The organism is Micromonospora sp. DT201, assembly GCF_049841575.1.
Taxonomy (GTDB): domain Bacteria; phylum Actinomycetota; class Actinomycetes; order Mycobacteriales; family Micromonosporaceae; genus Micromonospora.
The window spans coordinates 237,529-255,961 of sequence record NZ_JBNCKP010000005.1; the positions used below are offsets into that span (position 1 = coordinate 237,529).

General features: G+C 71.4%; 17 protein-coding genes and 5 tRNA genes. 9 read left to right on the plus strand and 13 right to left on the minus strand.

All coding sequences use genetic code 11. The annotated features are described in order from the left end of the window. Window positions 1-30: 30 nt before the first annotated feature. The 5 genes from ACLQ28_RS12775 to ACLQ28_RS12795 all read right to left on the minus strand — a co-directional run bounded on the left by ACLQ28_RS12775 (window position 31) and on the right by ACLQ28_RS12795 (window position 4,663). Window positions 31-852 carry an ABC transporter permease subunit gene (locus tag ACLQ28_RS12775; protein ID WP_425686443.1) on the minus strand — a complete coding sequence of 274 codons (822 nt, stop codon included), beginning with the start codon at window positions 850-852 and terminating at the stop codon, window positions 31-33. Further along, window positions 849-1,781, minus strand: a complete 933-nt coding sequence (locus ACLQ28_RS12780) for an ABC transporter ATP-binding protein (RefSeq protein WP_425686444.1) — start codon at window positions 1,779-1,781, stop codon at window positions 849-851. The genes ACLQ28_RS12775 and ACLQ28_RS12780 overlap by 4 nt, the downstream gene beginning before the upstream one ends. Window positions 1,782-1,870: 89 nt before the next feature. After that, entirely contained in the window at window positions 1,871-2,767 is an 897-nt protein-coding gene (locus ACLQ28_RS12785) for a polysaccharide deacetylase family protein (RefSeq protein WP_425686445.1), read from the minus strand. 24 nt (window positions 2,768-2,791) lie between these two features. Beyond that, complete coding sequence (locus ACLQ28_RS12790; RefSeq protein WP_425686446.1) at window positions 2,792-3,985, minus strand: cytochrome P450; 1,194 nt, start codon at window positions 3,983-3,985, stop codon at window positions 2,792-2,794. Window positions 3,986-3,994: 9 nt separating this feature from the next. Beyond that, entirely contained in the window at window positions 3,995-4,663 is a 669-nt protein-coding gene (locus ACLQ28_RS12795; protein ID WP_425686447.1) for a class I SAM-dependent methyltransferase, read from the minus strand. A 151-nt stretch (window positions 4,664-4,814) separates the two neighbouring features. On the opposite strand from ACLQ28_RS12795, the gene ACLQ28_RS12800 reads away from it, so the two are divergent. Then, window positions 4,815-5,711 carry a hypothetical protein gene (locus ACLQ28_RS12800; RefSeq protein WP_425686448.1) on the plus strand — a complete coding sequence of 299 codons (897 nt, stop codon included), beginning with the start codon at window positions 4,815-4,817 and terminating at the stop codon, window positions 5,709-5,711. A 46-nt stretch (window positions 5,712-5,757) separates the two neighbouring features. Here ACLQ28_RS12800 and ACLQ28_RS12805 read toward each other — a convergent pair whose 3' ends face one another. The 3 genes from ACLQ28_RS12805 to ACLQ28_RS12815 form a co-directional block, all read right to left on the minus strand. After that, complete coding sequence (locus ACLQ28_RS12805; RefSeq protein ID WP_425686449.1) at window positions 5,758-8,688, minus strand: M36 family metallopeptidase; 2,931 nt, start codon at window positions 8,686-8,688, stop codon at window positions 5,758-5,760. A gap of 721 nt (window positions 8,689-9,409) precedes the next feature. Further along, complete coding sequence (locus ACLQ28_RS12810) at window positions 9,410-9,991, minus strand: TIGR03086 family metal-binding protein (RefSeq protein WP_425686450.1); 582 nt, start codon at window positions 9,989-9,991, stop codon at window positions 9,410-9,412. A gap of 82 nt (window positions 9,992-10,073) precedes the next feature. After that, window positions 10,074-10,676: a TetR/AcrR family transcriptional regulator gene (locus ACLQ28_RS12815; RefSeq protein ID WP_425686451.1), complete on the minus strand. Its 603-nt coding sequence runs from the start codon at window positions 10,674-10,676 to the stop codon at window positions 10,074-10,076. A gap of 386 nt (window positions 10,677-11,062) precedes the next feature. On the opposite strand from ACLQ28_RS12815, the gene ACLQ28_RS12820 reads away from it, so the two are divergent. From ACLQ28_RS12820 to ACLQ28_RS12830, 3 genes are all read left to right on the plus strand, one after another. After that, window positions 11,063-11,135: transfer RNA gene (locus tag ACLQ28_RS12820), tRNA-Gly, on the plus strand. Window positions 11,136-11,169: 34 nt separating this feature from the next. Then, window positions 11,170-11,240: transfer RNA gene (locus ACLQ28_RS12825), tRNA-Cys, on the plus strand. Between the two features lie 14 nt (window positions 11,241-11,254). Continuing rightward, window positions 11,255-11,329, plus strand: a tRNA-Val gene (locus ACLQ28_RS12830). 107 nt (window positions 11,330-11,436) lie between these two features. Here the strand turns inward: ACLQ28_RS12830 and ACLQ28_RS12835 are convergent. Beyond that, window positions 11,437-12,276 carry an oxidoreductase gene (locus tag ACLQ28_RS12835; protein WP_425686452.1) on the minus strand — a complete coding sequence of 280 codons (840 nt, stop codon included), beginning with the start codon at window positions 12,274-12,276 and terminating at the stop codon, window positions 11,437-11,439. 563 nt (window positions 12,277-12,839) lie between these two features. On the opposite strand from ACLQ28_RS12835, the gene ACLQ28_RS12840 reads away from it, so the two are divergent. Beyond that, window positions 12,840-13,307: a nuclear transport factor 2 family protein gene (locus tag ACLQ28_RS12840; protein ID WP_425686453.1), complete on the plus strand. Its 468-nt coding sequence runs from the start codon at window positions 12,840-12,842 to the stop codon at window positions 13,305-13,307. A 28-nt stretch (window positions 13,308-13,335) separates the two neighbouring features. Here ACLQ28_RS12840 and ACLQ28_RS12845 read toward each other — a convergent pair whose 3' ends face one another. The 3 genes from ACLQ28_RS12845 to ACLQ28_RS12855 all read right to left on the minus strand — a co-directional run bounded on the left by ACLQ28_RS12845 (window position 13,336) and on the right by ACLQ28_RS12855 (window position 15,808). Next, complete coding sequence (locus tag ACLQ28_RS12845) at window positions 13,336-13,839, minus strand: winged helix-turn-helix domain-containing protein (protein WP_425686563.1); 504 nt, start codon at window positions 13,837-13,839, stop codon at window positions 13,336-13,338. A gap of 139 nt (window positions 13,840-13,978) precedes the next feature. Further along, the gene (locus ACLQ28_RS12850; RefSeq protein ID WP_425686454.1) at window positions 13,979-14,713 is read right to left on the minus strand and encodes a GNAT family N-acetyltransferase; all 735 of its coding nucleotides are present in this window, start codon (window positions 14,711-14,713) and stop codon (window positions 13,979-13,981) included. A gap of 114 nt (window positions 14,714-14,827) precedes the next feature. Further along, a complete protein-coding gene (locus ACLQ28_RS12855; RefSeq protein WP_425686455.1) occupies window positions 14,828-15,808 on the minus strand; it encodes an ArsR/SmtB family transcription factor in 981 nt (326 codons plus the stop codon). A 70-nt stretch (window positions 15,809-15,878) separates the two neighbouring features. On the opposite strand from ACLQ28_RS12855, the gene ACLQ28_RS12860 reads away from it, so the two are divergent. Continuing rightward, window positions 15,879-16,694, plus strand: coding sequence for an isocitrate lyase/PEP mutase family protein (locus tag ACLQ28_RS12860; protein WP_425686456.1), 816 nt, complete (start codon window positions 15,879-15,881; stop codon window positions 16,692-16,694). Between the two features lie 154 nt (window positions 16,695-16,848). Here ACLQ28_RS12860 and ACLQ28_RS12865 read toward each other — a convergent pair whose 3' ends face one another. Next, window positions 16,849-17,091, minus strand: coding sequence for a DUF6458 family protein (locus ACLQ28_RS12865; RefSeq protein WP_030488593.1), 243 nt, complete (start codon window positions 17,089-17,091; stop codon window positions 16,849-16,851). A gap of 147 nt (window positions 17,092-17,238) precedes the next feature. On the opposite strand from ACLQ28_RS12865, the gene ACLQ28_RS12870 reads away from it, so the two are divergent. From ACLQ28_RS12870 to ACLQ28_RS12880, 3 genes are all read left to right on the plus strand, one after another. Then, a tRNA-Gly gene (locus ACLQ28_RS12870) sits at window positions 17,239-17,311 on the plus strand. 49 nt (window positions 17,312-17,360) lie between these two features. Further along, window positions 17,361-17,435, plus strand: a tRNA-Val gene (locus tag ACLQ28_RS12875). A 318-nt stretch (window positions 17,436-17,753) separates the two neighbouring features. Further along, window positions 17,754-18,392 (plus strand): TOPRIM nucleotidyl transferase/hydrolase domain-containing protein, encoded by a 639-nt coding sequence (locus ACLQ28_RS12880; RefSeq protein WP_425686457.1) that lies wholly within the window; start codon window positions 17,754-17,756, stop codon window positions 18,390-18,392. Window positions 18,393-18,433 lie beyond the last annotated feature (41 nt).

The following is an 18,433-nucleotide window of genomic DNA, read 5'->3' on the forward strand; positions in this document are numbered from 1 at the left end:
CTGCGCGGCCCCCGCTCAGCCCGTCAGCCTCTACGCGTCGCGACGGCGCAGCGCGGCCCGGCCCAGCAGCAGCGCGGCACCGGCCCATCCGGCGAGCAGGAGTAGGCCGACCAGGCTCGGGTACGGCTCGGTGTCGCCGGCCAGGAAGTGCCCGCCGGCCACGCCGGGGAACACGTCGGCGATCCGGTTCAGCACGTCGATGTCCGGCTCCTGAAGGGACAGCGGCACGATCATCAGGGTGGCGAGGAGCACGGTGAGTGTGAGCACCGCACTCCGTAGGGCAGCGCCGAGGCCCAGGGCGAGCACGCCGACCAGCGCCAGGTAGGCGGCCACCGCCACGATGTCGCCGATCGTCTCGGCGGCCGGTGCGCTGCCCCACTCGCCGAGCACCGGCCGGGCGACCAGGGTGCCGACGCCGCCGAGCAGCAGACCGAGGGCGAAGGTGACCGCGCCGGCGACGGCGGCCTTGGCCAGCAGTACGCGGCCACGGGACGGGGTGCACTGGAGCGTGGTCCGGATGGTGCCACTGGTGAACTCGGCGGTGATGGCCAGCAGGCCGAGCGCCAGCATCACGTACTGGGTCAACTCGACCGAGTCGATCAGCACGCTGCCGACGGTGACGATTCCCCGGTCGTCGGTCGGGTCGTCGTTGGTGTTGCCGTTGGCGGCGTAGATGGCCAGTTGACCGGCGCTCGCGGCCATCACCAGCAGCCCGGCCAGCGCCGTCCACCAGGTGCTGCGGACCGAGGACAGCTTGGTCCACTCGGCGGCCACCGCCCCTCGGAAGGCGCCCGGAGCACCGGCGGCCGGTGCGGTGGCGGGACGACTGCCCGCGTCGGTCTGCGTGCTCATCGTTGCCCACCTTCGGTCGGGCCGCCGGCGTACTCGACGCTGTCGGCGGTCAGCTCCATGAACGCCTGCTCCAGCGACGCGGCGTGCGCGCTCAGCTCGTGCAGTCGTACCCTCAGTTCGTACGCCAGGTCCCCGACCTGGTCCGCGGTGGCGCCGGTGACGGTCAGCTCGTTCCGGTCGGCCGCCTCGACGCTCGCGCCGGCGGCGGTGAGGCTCGTGGCGAGGGCGGCCAGGCCGTCCGGGTGCGGGCTGCGGACCCGGACCGCGACCGTGCTGCCGGCGATCACCTCGCCGATCGGCGCGTCGGCGAGCAGTCGTCCTCGGCCGATCACCACGAGCTGGTCGGCGGTGAGCTGCATCTCGCTCATCAGGTGACTGGAGACGAAGACCGTCCGTCCCTCGTCGGCCAGCGAGCGCATCAGCTGCCGCACCCAGCGCACCCCGTCCGGGTCGAGGCCGTTCACCGGCTCGTCGAACATCAGCACCGGCGGGTCGCCGAGCAGCGCGCCGGCGATGCCGAGCCGCTGACCCATACCGAGGGAGAGAGTCCGGCCCGGCTTGGCGGCGGCCTTCTCGTCCAGCCCGACGATGCCCAGCACCTCGTCGACCCGGCGGATCGGGATGCCGTTGCTGTGGGCCATGGCGCGCAGGTGCGCCCGGCCGGACCGGGCCGGATGGATGGCCCGCGCGTCGAGCAACGCGCCCACCTCGTGCAGCGGTCGACGCAACTCCCGGTACGCGCGCCCGCCGATCAGCGCCTGCCCGGCGGTGGGGCGGTCCAGCCCGAGGATCATGCGCATGGTGGTGGACTTGCCGGCACCGTTGGGGCCGAGGAAGCCGGTGACCCGGCCGGGCGCGATGTCGACGGTCAACGCGTCGACCGCGACGGTCGCCCCGAACCGTTTCGTCAACCCACGTAATGTGATCATGCGACGACGCTAGGCGAGCAAGCTGCTGCTCCACTGCGCCCGAACGGCACCACCCGACCCTGACTTTCGTCATGCCGGCGACGGTATGACTACCGTACGTAGTCCTCCAGGAGTGCCGGCGTGAGCCCGGCCCGGTGGATCGCCTTCAACGCCGCGAGGAGGTCGTCCATCAGGGCCGGCCGGAAGTGCATCAGCAGCACGTCGCCGGGGCGTACCACCTTCTCCGGGGTCTGATAGCGGACCTTTCCCTCGTGGACGGTCTCGGACCAGTGGAAGACCGCCTTCGCGCCGCAGTCGTGTGCGGCCTGCAACGTGGTGCTGTCATGTTCGCCGAACGGGGGGCGGAACAGCGTGGGGCGTTTGCCGAACAACGCCTCCAGCTTGTCCGCCGCGCCGCAGATCTCCTGCTTCTGGTGGCCGTACGACCGGCCAGCCAGCGAGGTGTGCCTGATCGTGTGGTTCTCGATGACCCCGCCCGCCACCTCGATCTGCCGGAAGTAGACGTCGTGCTCCTCGGCCGCCGGTGAGTTCAGGAACATCGTGACGGGGATGTGCGCCTGCCAGATGAAGTCGGCCACCGCAGGCGGACGGGCCAGGCCACCGTCGTCGATGGTGATGAAGGCGACCTTCTGTTCGGTCGGCAGGCGGTGCCAGATCGGGGCTGGCCCGGTCGCCGGCAACTGCACCGGTTGCGGTGGTGGCGCCTCGGGAAAGGTCGGCGCCTGGGACACGTACCACTCCAGGGTCCCGGGTGCGGGCTTCGCCGTCGCGGACGGTGCGGTCGACGGCGTCGGGGACGCTGCGGTCGACGGCGTCGGGGACGGCGAGGTCGACGGCGTCGGGGGTGGGGTGGACGGGCTCGGCGGGCCCGCAGCGACCTGGCGGGCGTGGGCCGCCTGGCCTGGGTCGGCTGTGCAGCTACTCAGCGCCAGGATGGTCGGAAGCGTTACCGCCGCGACGATGCGGCGCACGGGGGCTGACAACACGCCCGGAAACATATCGGGTCAAGGTCAGGATCGCGCCCCCTCGGTGCTGCCCGCACGGGCGGCGGCGATCACGAAGGCGTCGGGCATCCGGAAGGTGAGATTGTCCGGGCACCAGGGCGGGCGGACCACTGTCACCCCGTCGAGCAGCGGCGCGGCCTCGGCGACCACCACGGCAGCCTCCATGCGGGCCAGCACGTCACCGACGCAGCGGTGCGCGCCCGCCCCGAACGCCAGGTGTCGGCGCGAGCCGCGCTGGCCCGGGCGGAACTCGTCGGGGGCCTCGACGACCGCTGGGTCCCGGCCGGCGCGGCCCAGCCAGAGCACGAGGCTGCTGCCCGCCGGCACCGCCGTCCCGCCCAGCGTGGTGTCCGTCGCGGCCACCCGCCGCCAGGTGACGATCGGTGGTTCCAGCCGCAGCCCCTCCTCCACGACGTCGGCCACCGCGACCTCGCCGGTGCGCAGGCCGGCGCGCACGGTGGGCTCGCCGGCCAACCGGTGCAGCAGCAGGGTGAGGAACTGCGAGGTGGTCTCCTGCCCGGCGACCAGCAGGAAGAACAGCGCGCCGACCACCACGTCCGGCGGGTGCCCGGCCGCGCGCAGCTCGGCGGCCAACCCGCCGCCGGTGGCGGCGAAGTCGCGCAGTACGCGGTGGAACCGGCCCACCTCCGCGGCGAGGGCCACCTGGCGGTCGTTGTCCAGCGGTGCCCAGAACAACTCCAGCGCGGCGCGGGCGAACTCCTTGACCGCGCCGACCGGGGCGTCCGGCAGCTCGACCAGCCGGGCCAGCACCAGCAGCGGCAGGTCGGCGGCGAGGTCCGCGTACAAATCGACAGGCGTGCCGGCGTCTAGGGTGGCGCGGATCTGGGCGACCCGGTCTCGGACCAGCGTGGTGAGCCAGGGCCGCTGCGCGGCGACCCGGGCGGGATGCAGGACGTCCGCGACGATCGTCCGGATCTGGGGATGGCTGGCACCTGAGTTGTTCGCCAGGGTCGGCGGCAGCCGGAACCGGTGCCCGGCGAGCATCCGCAGCGCGGTCGCCGGCATCGGTGTCACCGCGTCCAGCGCGTTGTCCGGCCGGTAGGTGACCGGGTCGGCGAGGACCTGACGGACCAGCGCGTGTCGGGTGACGAGCAGGTGGGTGCCGCCGACGTGGTCCGGCACCCGGGTCACGTCCGGCCACGCGGGGTCGGTTACCTGCGCCCAGCTGCGGAACAGCACCCGGACACGCTAGCTGGCGGCTCCCGGCAGCCCGGCCCGCAGCCGCCAGACGGTGGTGCGCTTCACCCGGACGCTCTCCAGCGCCTCCGGCACCGGCACGTCGTACGCCGCCAGCTCGTCGAAGCGGTCCCGGGGCAGGAACGCCCGGCCGGGGTCGCCAACCAGCGCCGGCGCGCCGGCCCGCGTGGCGCGGAGCAGGAACCGCAGCACCCGGCGGGCCATCGCGTCGCTGTAGAAGACGTCGCCGGCGAGCACCACCTCGGCGTCGCCGGCGTCGGAGTCGAGGATGTCGCCGAACTCGGCGTCGACACGTACCCCGTTGGCCTCGGCGTTGAGCGTGACCGCCGCCACCGCCAGCTCGTCCACCTCGACGGCTCGCACCGACGCCGCGCCGGCACGGGCGGCGGCGATCGCCACCAGGCCGGAGCCGGAGGCGAGGTCGAGCACCCGGCGGCCGGCGACCAGTTCCGGGTGGTCGGTCACGTATCGGGCGAGCGCCTGCCCACCGGCCCAGGCGAACGCCCAGAACGGCGGCGGCCGGTCGGTGGAGAACTCGCCCTCGGTCAGCTCCCACAGCCCGATCGGCTCGTCGGCCTGGTGCAGCCGCACCTCGGGGACGAAGGGGACCGGGGCCAGCCGGGCGTGCAGCCGGACGAACGTGCTGGAGAGCTCGGACACGTCGCCGATTGTCCCAGCGGCCCGACTACCGGCGTGTCGCGGGGGAGCGGTGACCGGTTCACCACCGTCGGTGAAAACCCACCCTATCCTTGCCGTTCGGTGCGAACACACCCGTCTGGTCGGGTCGGTGCCCCGCTTTTAGCGTTGCGGGGTGGGGAAGACCGGAGGCGAGGCGGCGGTGGTGACGGTGTGGCGGTATGCGCTGAGAGCAGGGGTGGTGCTGGCCTGCCTGAGCGGGGTGGGGCTGACCCTGGCCGCTCCGGCACAGGCGGCGTTCACCACCGAGCTGAGTGGGCTGCCGGCCCGGTTCACCGCCGGCGAGCAGGTGCGCACGGTGTCCGCCGTGGTCTCCCGGACCGACCGGCGTGGCGGCTGTGTGAAGGTGCGGTGGTCGATGGTGCTCAGCGTCCAGGGCGTCCGACTCGACCAGGTGAAGATGGATCGGGTGGAGGAGGACGGGGACTTTCCGCTGGATGTCCGGACCGAGGGTGACGTGGCCCGGCTGACCGACCGGCAGCTCGACCCGGGCACGCTCTGCCCGGGCCGGACGGTCACGGCACGCTACCGGGTGGCCTTCGACGAGGACGTCACCCAGGGCCGGGTCACCCTCGCCGCCGAGGCGTACGACGCCAACGCGCGCCTGCTGGCCCGGCAGACGGCCACCCGCTCGGTGGTGGGGGCGGGCGGCATCCCGACCCGTACGCCGAAGCCGACCGCCACGCCGCCGCAGCCCAGCGACCCGGCGAGTACGCCGGCCGAGGAGGAGAACACGCCCGAGGAGGAGAGCACGTCCGAGGATGAGCCGATCGGGGACCAACCCGTCGACGCCGCGCCACCGGCGCCCGGCCGCCCGGTCTCGCAGTCCGGAGGGTTCGGCGCGGTGCAGGCAGCGTTCCTGCTCGGCGGGCTGCTGCTCTCGCTCGGGGTGGGGTTGCTGCTGCGGCTGCGTCACCTGACCCGCACGAGCGACGAGGTCGAAGACCTGCCGGTCGACCGGCGCTGGGAGCGACCGGCCCCGGCCGACAGTTGGCGACCGGCCCGCCGCTGATCGAGGGCCGTGGGGGCCAGCGAGCGATCCGCCGGCCCCCACGGTGTCACTTCGAGAACGCCTGGAACTCGGCGATCCTGACCTGGCTCCGGGCCGGGCTGGCGGTCGCGCAGTCCGTCGTCGTGGCCGGGTCGTCGTCCTGCTCGCCCGCGTACTGCGGGCCGCCGGTGCACTGGCTCGCCAGCACCTCAAGCCGCAGGTGGGTGGCGAGGGTGGTGGGCACCGCGAACGTCCGGAGGTTGATGTCCCGGCTGTATGCCCGGTACGCCCCACCGGGGAACGCGTCGCCCGCGCTGGTGTAGATCCGCTGCCAGCGTGCCGGATCCGCGCAGTCGGTGGTCGTCGCGTTGCAGGCGGACACCGCGAACGAGCGCAGCGCACTGAGCGCGTTCTGACTGCCGGTGTCGGCGTCACCGGTGATCGCCGGGCGCAGCATCGCGCTGACGTTCACGCGTGTGACCACCTGTGCGGCGCCACCGGGCAACGCCACGGTGAGCTGCCGGCCGGCGACCCCGTCCAGGGACGCCCAGTTCGTCGCCTCGGTGTCGTCGACGATCCGGTCCAGGTTGACCCCGTCGCCGGTGACCGTGGCGCCGGACGCGGCGGATGCGAGGTTGCGGCTCATCCGCAGGTCCACGTATCCGGTCTGACCGGCCTTGGCGACCACGCTGAGCCGCTGGTGCCCGAAGCCGGGGGCCACGGCGAGCAGGTCGTACGTGCCGCCCACCAGCTCCACGGTGTCCGGGATCGGGGTCGCCGGGTCGGTGTCGGCCACCGGCACGGCCCGCGCCTCGTACGCCCCGACGTACACCCGGATGGGCGCGTCGGCGCTGTCCCCGCGCGGGCGCAGGGTGAGCGTCGCGTTGCCGCCGCCCGGCGCGGCGAAACTCGGCGTCGGGTCGGTGTCGCCGGCACCGTTGGTTGCGGCGTCCCGGCCCATCCCGGAGCGGGCGAACTCGGCCCAGATCAGGTCCTGGTTGGCACCGCCGAAGCGGAGCAGGTCGGCGGTGAGCATGTTGTCCCGCATGTCGAGCATGCTGACCTGGCTGGCGGCCTGGAGCAGGAACGAGTCGAAGACCAGTTGCGACCAGCGCCGGTTGCCCGGGCACTTGTCGGCGGCGACCTTGCCCTGCGCGCATTCGAGCTGCCGCTGCGGGGTGCCGAGGCCGTACCGCTTGACCAGCGCGGAACGGACCCGGAAGTTGGTGGCGCCCCAGATCTCCCCGTCGGCGTGCACGGCGGGGCCACCGGTGTTGTAGCCGATGTCGGAATAGTTGAGCGGGCTGCGGCTCAGGTCGTAGTTGCGGATGCCGCTGACCAGGTTGCCGGTGACGTAGCCCCCGGTGACGAAGGGCGTCTCGCCGGGCGCGCGCAACCCGTGCTGGAAGAGGTATTCGGCGGCGAGCAGGTCACCCCACGACTCACCCATCGACCCGCCCTGGTGGCCGCCGATCCCGCTGTCCGGGCCGGCGATCATCCGGTTGGTGATCGCGTGGGTGTATTCGTGGCCGATCACCGTCATGTCGTAGTCGCCGTCCACGCACGGCGGGTACGGCCCGCCGGCCAGCGGCTGCCACAGGTACATGTTGGTGGTCGGCGGCAGCCCGTCGCGCATGGTGCCCTGGTTGGCGTTGTTTCGGTTGCCGGTCAGCGCGCCCTGCTGGGCGCGGCCCTGCTCGGCGTCACCGCCCAGCCCGTCGGGTGTGAGGTTGACCGCCTGGAGGTTCCACGCCGACTCGGTGAAGCCCAGCTGGTACGACCAGTCGTGCAGCCGGTTGTGCATGGCGAAGAGGTTGGCGATCGACGCGTCCGCGTCGTTGCGCTGGGCGGAGGTGAACGCTGCCGGGTTGCAGCGGGCCTGGTGCCACTGGTCGGTGAAGGGGTATTCGTAGCGGCGTTCCGGGCTGGTGGTGGCCGGGACGATCGGGGTGCCCGCACCCCAGGAGAGCACCGTGTTCGCCGAGTTGCCGCGCGAGGTGAAGGTTGGCGTGCCGGTGGCCGCGTCAACATCCCACGGTTGGCCGGTGGCCGGGTCGCGGGAGGCAGCCTGGCAGCCGGGCGACGGGTCGCCGCACCAGCGCACCCTGGGGTCCTGCCCGGGGTCGAGGTCGCGGGGCGGTGTGGCCGGGAAGACCGCCCAGCTCGGGTTGTCGGAGTCGAAGTCGACGAGGTCCTCCCGGACCAGCACGTGCCCCGTGATGCCGTCCACGTAGCTGGTGAACGCGGCCGGCTGGTCGGTGTCCGCGCCGATCATGGTCACCTCGTAGGCGGCCCGAGGCCCGTCCAGCGGGGTGGGGACCGCCACGGCTCGCACGGTGTGGCTGGCCACCGCGCTGGCGCTCAGCTTCGCCTCGGCGAGCGCGGCGGCGTACGCCTGCTCGGCGGTGCGGGTGGCCGGTGCCGGGGCGCCGGTGTTCCGGGCCAGTGAGGAGCTGACCGAGAGCACCGTGCCGTTGGCGACCGCGATGGTGACGAGGCCGTCCGGTCCGGCGGGCAGATCGCCGAAGCGTTGCCGGAGGGTGACCACCGCGCCGCTGCCGATCGGCCGGACCAGCACCCGTTCCATGCTGGCCACCGCAGCGGCGTCCATCCCGAACAGGTCGCGGTTGGCGGTCAGGTAGGCGCGGGCGGCGGCCTCCGGGTCGGACGGGAGCCCGCTGGCGAGGGGGGTGCGGCCGGGGCCGAGCGCCTGCGGGGTGCCGAGCCGGTTCCACCGGACGTCGGGATCGGCGGCCCGGGCCAGGCCGCGTTGGCGGGCGTCGGGTGCCGCCGTGCCGGTGCGGTTGTCGACGTCGGCGGGTGCGTGCCCCTCGGCGAACGGTCCGGACCGGCGCTCGGTGGACGGTGCGCCACCCGCGGGGGCGGCGGTGCTCGCGCTGGTGGGGAGCAGCGCGGCGAGGGTCGCCGTCGTCGCCAGGACGGCGATGAGCCGGCGTCGACGCCGGCTCATCGGGGGTGACCACTCCGGTTGTGGCACGGGACCTCCTCGTGGGAGCGAGATGGCCGGCGATCGCCCGGCCGTCACTGCGCTGTGACGCATGTGCATCTGTGAATATCAGTGGATCGTGGTGGCGGCAAGGTCTGGGGCCCGTGTCAAAGCCATCGGTCGAGCCGAAGGCCAGCTCCCGGCCGCCACTCAACTCGACCCCGCGTGCCTGGCCAGGGGCTTTGACACAGGCCCAAAGGGCCGCCGACGCGCTGATCAATCGAGATAAGTCGACTGTGCAGAGGACGGCCTCTTGTAAAGGCTGCGACGGCTGAAGCAGTCGGCGCAGGGCGGGAGCGGGCGGAGCGCTGGTTGACCAGGGTGGCTCCGGGCACTGACCGGCCACGGGTCCTTCGGCGTCGAGCGCAGACAGGGGCACCCCGTGCGGGTCGCCACGGCGGAGATCCGGCCAGCTCCCGGTTGGGGGAGAGCTTCTGGCCGCGTACCGTCTTCGGTGGCCTGCGCTCGGCCTGGCCGGCTGGAGACCAGCCGGTCACCGCCTGCTCAGCTGGCCGGCGGTCACCGCCTGCTCAGCTGGCCGGCGGGCTGCGCCTGCTCAGCTGGCCGGCGGGCTGCGCCTGCTCAGCTGGCCGGCGGGCTGCGCCTGCTCAGCTGGCCGGCGGGCTGCGCCTGCTCAGCCGCCCGGCAGGCTGCGCCTGCTCAGCTGGCCGGCGGGCTGCGCCTGCTCAGCCGCCCGGCAGGCTGCGCCTGCTCAGTCGGTCGGCGCCCAGTCTGGGTCGCGGCCGAATGCGGCCAGCAGGCGGTCCTGCTCGTCTGCGTCGTCGGGCACCCGCACGCCGCTCTGGACGAGGTTGTTGCGCCGATAGTCGTCGATCTCGCCGGCGAACCATTCGGCGGCGGCGCGGACCACGTCCGGATCGAAACGCGGCTGCGCCCCGATCGCCACCGCCACGTCCCAGCCGTGGATGAGATGCTCGGCGAGGAGTTGCTGGAGGTATTCCGCCGCCGGTGTCTCGCCACCGGAGAGGTGCACGGCGCGGTCGATCGTGTCGGGATGAGTGGCCGCGATCTCTGCCTGCGCGGCAGCCTCCCGCGCCATCGAGATCGGGTCGGCGCCGAGCTGGTCGCCGTCGAGCCGGTCGCCGACCTCGTCGATGGTCCGGCCGGCGAGCAGCGGGACGCTCCACCGGTCCTCACTCACCACGTGGTTGACCAGCGCGCGTACGTCCCACTCCGGGCAGGGCGTCGGGTCGGACCACTGGCCAGGCTCGATCTGATCCACCCGGTCGACGAATTCGGCCAGGCTCCGGCGGTACGCCTCGATCAGATCCATGCTGTCGATTGTTCCGGTCGGCGGGGCTGGCCGAGCCGTTTTGCCCGGCCTGGTGCCCAGTTCGGCGAGTGGGTCCGGCTGCTCAGTCCAGGTCCGCCAGGTTTAGCCCGAGCTCCCGGGCGGTGACCAGCCGGACCCACTCGCCGAACTGGCGGCGGGAGATCACCCGGTCGTGCACGGCGAGCTGGACGGCGAGGCCGTCCATCACCGCGCTGATCCGCCAGGCGGCCCCGTCCGGGTCTGCGCACTGGAAGGTGCCGTCGGCCACTCCGGCGCGGATCACCGCGGCCAGATCCTGCCGCCAGCGCAGATCGAGCCGGCGGGAGACCTTTTCCAACTCTGGGGTACGCAGCGATTCGGACCAGCCGTCGATCCACATGGACCAGGAGGTTGCCCGCCCGGCCGGAGTGTAGAGCTTGAGGATCCGGCGGAGCTTGGTCAGCGGTAGGGCCGAGGAGCGCGTCACCGCGTCCAGTCGGGCCAGATCCTGCTCAACCGCGTACGCGAAAGCCTGCGCAAGCAACCGCTCCTTAGTGGCGAAATGGTAGAAGACCAACGCCTGACTCACGCCGGCGGCCTGCGCCACGTCCGCCGTCCGGGTGTTGGCCAGACCGCGCTCCACGATCACGTCACAGGCGGTGCGCAGCAGGGCATCCAGGCGGATCTCGGCCGCACGTCTCGTCACGACCGTTACCGTAGCCCATTCGGGTGAACACGAACAGTTACCGCCCCCGCCCGATCCTTGATGCGAGAGTCGGAAGCCGGACACTTCCTGGGGTAGGTGTCGGTCGTTCTTTCAGGAGCGTTCGCCGAGGTCCGCCGCGAGTGGTCGGCGCGCGGAGAGGTCCGCCGGCCGGCATCCGAGGCGGCGCTGGTGTTCCTGGCCCGACGGCGTCGGAGGGTGACGGTCGGTGACCCGTTGAGGCACCTGGCCAGCCCCCTAGGAAGCGTGCCGGCAGTGGTCTCGGGCCCGCCGGTGGCGACAGGACGCGCCGAGGCGACCCCGATTTGGCAGTCGTTCACCGGCTCGGCTAAAGTTCTCATCCGTCACCCGGGAACGTCCGGGGGCGTGCGGACGTAGCGCAGCTGGTAGCGCATCACCTTGCCAAGGTGAGGGTCGCGGGTTCGAATCCCGTCGTCCGCTCGGAGATGCCGCCACGCATGACGGGGGCAACCTCGGTGGGGTGGCCGAGAGGCGAGGCAACGGCCTGCAAAGCCGTCTACGCGGGTTCAAATCCCGTCCCCACCTCGGCAACAAGGCACGGGCGATTGGCGCAGTGGGAGCGCGCTTCCTTGACACGGAAGAGGTCACTGGTTCAAACCCAGTATCGCCCACCAGTTGGATGAGCAGGTCAAACGGCTCGTTACCGGACGCTTCCGGTAACGAGCCGTTCTGGTTGGTCGTACGGATCAAGCCGGCCAGGCTCGGTCACCTGTGCGGCGTGTCAGGACACCGCGGTCGAGCGGCTCAACTCTTCCCAGGCAGCCAGATCGGCCAGGCGCGATTCGAGTTCGGCGCGGAGCCCGTCGACCGCGTCACCACCCAGCGCGAGTCGGAGGGGCGGGTTGTCGCTCTCAACCGCGGTGACGATGGCAGCGGCGGCCTTGGCGGGGTCGCCTTCCTCGGAGCCCTGCATCGCGTTGACGTAGGTGCGGAAAGCCCCGGCGGTTCCACTGTAGGCGTCGATGACCGTCGCCTCGCTCTTGTTGCTGTTGATCTGGGTGCGGAACGCTCCCGGTTCCACCATCACGACGCGCACACCGAATGGGGCAACTTCTCCCGCCAGTGTCTGCGACAGACCTTCGAGGGCGAACTTCCCGGCGTGGTAGGCCCCGAAGGCGTGGAAGCTCGTTTGCCCACCCATCGAGCTCATCTGCACGATGGTTCCGCTACCTTGCTCGCGCATGCTAGGCAGCACAGCCTTCGTTGTCTGGGCGGCACCGAAGAACAGGACCTCCATCTGCTCACGCAGTTGCTCCGTGGTGAGTTCCTCGACGGCGCCCAACATGAGGAATCCGGCGTTGTTGACGAGGACGTCGATCCGGCCGAATAGTGCCAACGTCGCCTCTACCGCAGCCTGGACGGAGTCGGGATCGGTGACGTCCAGAGCGTAAGTGCTGACCCGCCCCTTGCCGAGTTCGGCGAGGTCTTGAAGGACTTCGGGACGGCGAGCTGTCGCCATCACCTGGTCACCCGCGGCCACTGCCGCGAGCACAATTTCACGGCCGAAACCGCTTGAGCACCCCGTGATAAGCCACACGCGGCCCTGGGTTTGACCTGACATGTCTTGCTCCTGATTGGTGTCGGTTCCCGATAACTGCTTGCGAGAACCATTCTTGTTGCGGGGCGCACGACACGGCCAACACGTGTTTCCTGGGGCAGTGACAATCTGCCCCTGTGGCGTCCCGGGGCTTCCCGAGGCCCGCGCGGTACCCGTTTCCCGGCGAGAGTGGGAGGGGCCCTGCGGCCCGAACCGGACTCGGACATGATCGACTCCATGTCGCCGATGTGGCGGCATCCCGCCTCGCGGATACCGCAATGTCGGCGACATGGAGTGGATCACGCCCGGACGTCTACCGCGCGGGGCTAGGTCGGCCAACCCGCAACCCCCAGGGCGATCTGCGCGCTAACCTCACCCTGACGCCGCCTTGTGTGAGACGGGTGAGATGGGTGAGACGCCAATTTTGTGGCAGTCGGCGGCGGGTACAGGATCAGACTGTGGCCGGCACAGGAAAAAGGTGTTGGACGCGGCAGGCCCCCTCTGCGGATGATTTGTCTCGTCAACCACTGGACGGTTCGGCTCGCCGGGCCGATCGTGAACCCTCGGATATCACCAAAGGAACAATCATGCCTTCGGAAGTTTCTCTCCAGCAGTTCGCCGACCGTTATGCCCTGCGCGATCTGGTCGATGCCTATGCCCATCGCGCAGACGTAAAGGATTTCGAGGGGCAGGCGGCGCTGTACGCAGAGAATGGTCGGGTCGCCGTCTACACCGCCGACCCCAGCGCAAATGAACCCGTCCAGGTGCTGACCGGACGGGACGAAATCGAATCCGGTATCACGGCGACGTTGAAGGATTTCGAGCAGACCTTCCACTTCAACGGCCAGAGCACGGTGCTGACGCTGAGCGGTGACCAGGCGACGGGCGAGAGCTACTGCATTGCCCACATGGTGACCAACGCAGCCGGTGACCGAACTCTGACGGCAATGACCATTCGCTACCGCGACACGTTCACCCGTGTCGACGGAAAGTGGCTGTTCGCCGAACGGCTGCTCCTGATCGGTTTCACCGAGCAGCGCCCGCTGGCGGCCTGAACCCTGCGCGAGAGCCTGGGGCGAGGCTTCACGTCAGACTGAGCCGGTAACCGATCCCGCGTACGGTCTGCACACGCAGGGTGTCATCGGCGGCGCGCAGTTTGCGGCGCAACCGCTTCACCGCCGAGTGCAGGGTCGACGTGTCGCCGAGGTACGCACAGCCCCAGACCGACTCGAAGAGCCTCTCGTACGTCCAGACTCCGACCGGTGGTGTGGCGAGCTGGGTGAGCAGGCTGCGCTCGAGTCGGGTCAGGGCCAGAGGTTGTCCCCGCCACGTCACCAGGTGATGAAGCGGATCGATCTCGAGGTCACCCAGGCTGATTCGACCGGAGGCGGGAGCGGCGGAGGGAGCGGCGGCGGCGGGAGCGGAGGCTGCGGGAGCGGAGGCCGGAGTGGCCGCAGGGCCGAGCAGTGGGGCCGGTCCGCCAGTCAGGGGCGGGCCGATCATCGCCTGCAGCTCCGCCAGGTCGGTGCAGATCACCAGGGTGCCGAGCCCGTCGAGGCGCCGGACCATCCGCTCGCGCACCGACACGTCAGCGGTTACGCAGAACACGAGGGACATGTCCTCGGCCACTGTTCTCCCTCCCCAGGCACACCACCACGGGAAAGACAACGCTGTCTGACCCTCATAGTCAAGGTTTCTTCAGACAGCCATCGCCCTGCGGACGGGCTCAGAAGGTCAGCAGCCGGAACTCACCGACGGGCCGGAAGCCGAGGCGGTGGTAGACCGACTCACCGATGGGCGACGAGGTGAGGGCGGCTGTGCCGGCGCCGCGCTCGGCGGCGAGCTTGAGCGCGGCGCTGGTCATGGCCGCCCCGATGCCCCTCCGGCGGTGCTCGGGCTGCGTACCCACGAAATAGAGCGTGACCAGGCCGTGGCTGAGCCAGGCGACGGCCGTCCCGACGATGCGGCCGTCGTCGAGGCGGCCGGCAAGCCGGATCACGGTGCCGTCGCCGGCGAACGCCTTCTCCCGTTCGATGGTCGCCGCCACGCCGTCCGCCGGGATTCCGGACACCCGGGCGTAGGCCGGAACGAACGTGTCCAGATCGGTGGTTTCGGCGACGTGCAGACCGGTCGGCGTCGGGGCGAGGGCCGCCTCCCCGATCGCCACGGTCATGATCGGCAGACGGGCGACCTCGGCGGCGCCGAGGGAGACCAGTCCGTCCGCGGTGCCGGCGTCGCTGTCCGGGCCAACCCACCAGACCCGGGGTATGCCGTGGAGGCGCTGCCGGGCTTCGGCGAGCGCGTCCTGCGGTGTGCGCCCGGCCACGCGCAGTACCCCGTTGAGGGTCGCGTGCGGCACGTCACTGCGGTAGGTCGGGAGGTCCGGGCCGCCGACAAGGCCGATGTTCCACCCGAGCAGGTACGCCCGGTGCGCGGCCAGCACCGTGTCGAGTAAGTCCATGGTCCTGGATCGTAACGCGGGGCTCTCGAACCCGATTGACCAGCGGAAAGGCGATCTGCGGTCGCCGATACCCGGCCACCTGCGGCCTGCGCTGATCGACGGTGCGCCGACGGCCTAATCGGTCGCGGAGAGCAGTGCCTCGGCGAGGTCGGTGCGGGCGCTGAGCAGCGTCCGGCCCCGCCGGTGGGTCACCACCAGACCGGCCGCGCGCAACGCGGCGAGGTGTTGCGAGACCCCGGCGGGCGACATCTCGCTACGTCGGGCCAGCTCTGTGGTGCTGACCGGTGAGGTCAGCTCGCTGAGCAGCCGGGCCCGCCCGCGACCGATCACGGCGGCCAGCGCTTCCGGGACGCCGGCCGTGCGTTCCCAGAGGGTGCCGAGCCCTCGCGCGGGATAAGCGAGCTGCGGTGCGTCGCCGCCAAGCACGCTCAGCACCGACGGCCAGACGAAGACCGACGGGACCAGCACCAGGCCCGGACCGTCCGGGACGTCCGGAGCCAGGCAGTGCCGCTGCGCGACGAGCAGGGTGTCGGCCTCCCACCGGACCTGCCGGTGCAGGTCGTTGAGGAGGACCGCCGCGCCTTCCTCGGCCAGCAGTCGGGTGCGAGAGGTGACATCCGCGTCGAGCAGCAGCCGCAGCCGTGGCCAGTCCGGGGCCAGGGCGATCCGCCAGTACGCCTCGATCTCCTCGGTCAGCCGGTGCAGCCCGGCCGCCGGGTCGGCGTAGAGGGCGGCAACCGCCGGTGTGCGCTCGCCCGGGTACAGGTCCAGATGTGCGCGGACGATGTCGACCGGGGTGGCCCGCAGGGCGGCAAGCTCGGCGGCGAGGTCCGGAGTGAGGCCGGTGGGCGGCGGAGTGAGGAAGTCGGCCAGATAGCCGGGCGGGGCCGGCACCAACTGCCAGAGCAGCCCGCCGTCCGGGCCGGCCAACCCCGCCTCGACAAGCGGTGGGCGGACCCGGCGCACCCAGGGCAGGTGGATGGCGTGGTCCCCGGGGTCACGCAGCACCCGGATGCTCGCAACGGCCTCCCACAGGCAGGAGACGGCGAACCGGATGCGGGCTACGGCACCCGCCGACATGCTGATGGCGGCCACGGCACCCCCGGTGGATTCAGCTGGGACTTAAACATTACCGCCGGGGTCGGGGCCGGCCGAGACTTGCCGGGTGAGCGAACAACACACCCGAGCTGAATTGTTCCGATCCCTGCACACTCCGGGGTCGCCGCTGGTCCTGGTCAACGCCTGGGACGCCGCGAGCGCCCGCATCGTGGCTGCTGCCGGCGGCCGCGCGGTGGCCACCACCAGCGCCGGTGTCGCCTGGAGCCTGGGTGTACCCGACGGCGACGTCCTCGGCCGTGACGCGGCCGTCGACCTGGTCGGCCGGGTCGCCGCATCGGTGTCGCTGCCGGTCACCGCGGACATCGAGTCCGGGTACGGTGCGACAGCGGCTGAGGTCGGCGCGACCATTCGCGCGGTGCTCGACGCCGGTGCCGTCGGCGTCAACATCGAGGACGCCCGACGTGACGCTGGCCCCCCGTTGCGTGACGTGGCCGACCAGTGCGCCCGGATCGGCGCCGTACGGGCCGCGGCCGACGCCGCCGGGCTGCCGCTCTTCGTCAACGCCCGGATCGACACGTTCCTCAGTGGCGCAGCGGACGTCGACGAGACCGTGGCGCGGGCAGCCGCTTATCTCGCGGCCGGCGCGGACGGCATCTTCGTGCCCGGGGTGGTCGACCCGGCAACCATTCGCGCGCTGGTGCAGGCGGTGCCGGCTCCGCTGAACGTGCTCGCCGGGCCGGGCGCGCCTGCGGTGCAGGAGTTGGCCCGACTAGGGGTGGCCCGGGTGAGCCTCGGCTCGTCGGTCGCGGAGGCCGCGTACGCGGTTGCCCGCCGGGCGGCGGATGAGGCGCTCGGCGCGGGCACGTACGGCGCGCTGACCGATGCACTCGACTACGGCACGTTCAACGCGCTGATGCGGTGAGGGCTGCGCTCCGTTAGGAAACGGTGCCTCCCGTTGCCGCGCGGCGGGTACGGGTGCGATGCGACGGGCCGGCCGCCTGTGTCGAGACGGCCGGCCTCAGCTGACGTGCTCCGCTGGCTCTGACGTGCTCCGCTGGCGATGGACGGTGGTCGGGTCACAGCGGCGGGGCGATGTCCCGCCGCTCCTCGACCTGGCGGTATTCCACTGGCTGCTCGGTGGTGGTGACCACCTCGCGGCGGCGACCCCAGATCAGCGTGGTCATGATCAGGCCGAGCACGCCAGCTCCCATCAGGATCCAGCCGACCACGTCGAGGTTGATGCCGCCGACGCTCGCGTCCAGGGCGAAGGTGAGGATCGCGCCGAGCGCGATCAGGAAGATGCTGGTGCCGATACCCACGACAGCCTCCTTAGGGGGATGCGGTGTGCTGTCGAGCCCTTCAGTACCCCGGTGCCGACCAGCGCAACCGCAGCCGCCCAGGGTGCCGCGCCAAGCGATCTTGGCATCGGGTAGAGTTCACTTGTCGCCGGCGCTAGTCGGGGACGTGCGGACGTAGCGCAGCTGGTAGCGCATCACCTTGCCAAGGTGAGGGTCGCGGGTTCGAATCCCGTCGTCCGCTCGCGATCCGCCCCTAACGGGGCCTGACTGCCGTTTCGGGTGGTCACCACGGGCGATTGGCGCAGTGGGAGCGCGCTTCCTTGACACGGAAGAGGTCACTGGTTCAAACCCAGTATCGCCCACCAGCTAGATCAGCAGGTCAACGGCTCGTTATCGGAAATCCGGTAACGAGCCGCTTTGGTTGCAACGCCGTCCCCTTGCTCGGCCCTCGGGTCCCGCGCTCTTGCGGTTTCGGTCGCCGTTTCGCGTGGGATGCCCTTCAGGCCGGGGCAGAAAGTGCAAGATCCGCAGCCGGTACGCCAGCCTGGTCGATCATGGAGTTGTGGTGCCCGTTAGGGGCACGGCAGCACAACCTGTCGAGATGACGCGGAACATCTGAGGTGGGGCGAAACCCGTTCACAAACCGATGGCGGTCCTGGTCGGACCTTGCGAGACTCTGACCTGTGCGAGAGCCGGACCGCTTCCGAGCTGCGGTGCACGCCTGGGCGGCCGGCGGTGCGGACGCCGCCACAGTGGCCCGTGAGCTGGCAGGCGACCTGAGCACCGTCGTGCTCGTCGAAGGGCTCAGCGACCAGTGCGCGGTGGAGACGCTCGCCGAGCGGCGCGACCGCGACCTGGCTGGCGAGGGCGTGTGCGTCGTGCCGATCGGCGGAGCGATGAGTGTTGCCCGCTACCTGCGGCTCTTCGGCGCGCAGGGGTTGGCGCTGACCGTACGAGGGCTCTGCGACGAGGCCGAGGAGAGCTTCTTCCGGCGAGGGCTGGAACAGGCCGGCTTCGGCACCGACCTGAGCCGTTCGGCGATGGAGGCGCTCGGATTCCACGTGTGCGTGACCGACCTGGAGGACGAGCTGATCCGTGCTCTCGGCAGCGCCGGTGTCGAGCGGGTCATCGACGCCGAGCGCGATCTGGCCAAGTTCCGGGTCTTCCAGAACCAGCCCGCGCAGCGCGGGCGGACGATCGAGCGCCAACTGCGCCGCTTCATGGGCACGATGAGCGGCCGTAAGGCGCGTTACGCTCGCGCGCTCGTCCGCGCCCTCGACCCGGGGGCCATCCCACGACCACTGGATCGGCTGCTCACCTGACGGTTCTGCCACGGGCAGATCCGCCGGACCGACCCGGCGTC

Excerpts from the sequence above, each read along its gene's own strand:
- ACLQ28_RS12775 (WP_425686443.1), bottom strand. The coding sequence starts at position 852 with ATGAGCACGCAGACCGACGCGGGCAGTCGTCCCGCCACCGCACCGGCC.
- ACLQ28_RS12780 (WP_425686444.1), bottom strand. The coding sequence starts at position 1,781 with ATGATCACATTACGTGGGTTGACGAAACGGTTCGGGGCGACCGTCGCG.
- ACLQ28_RS12810 (WP_425686450.1), bottom strand. The coding sequence starts at position 9,991 with ATGGATCTGATCGAGGCGTACCGCCGGAGCCTGGCCGAATTCGTCGAC.
- ACLQ28_RS12835 (WP_425686452.1), bottom strand. The coding sequence starts at position 12,276 with ATGTCAGGTCAAACCCAGGGCCGCGTGTGGCTTATCACGGGGTGCTCA.
- ACLQ28_RS12840 (WP_425686453.1), top strand. The coding sequence starts at position 12,840 with ATGCCTTCGGAAGTTTCTCTCCAGCAGTTCGCCGACCGTTATGCCCTG.
- ACLQ28_RS12850 (WP_425686454.1), bottom strand. The coding sequence starts at position 14,713 with ATGGACTTACTCGACACGGTGCTGGCCGCGCACCGGGCGTACCTGCTC.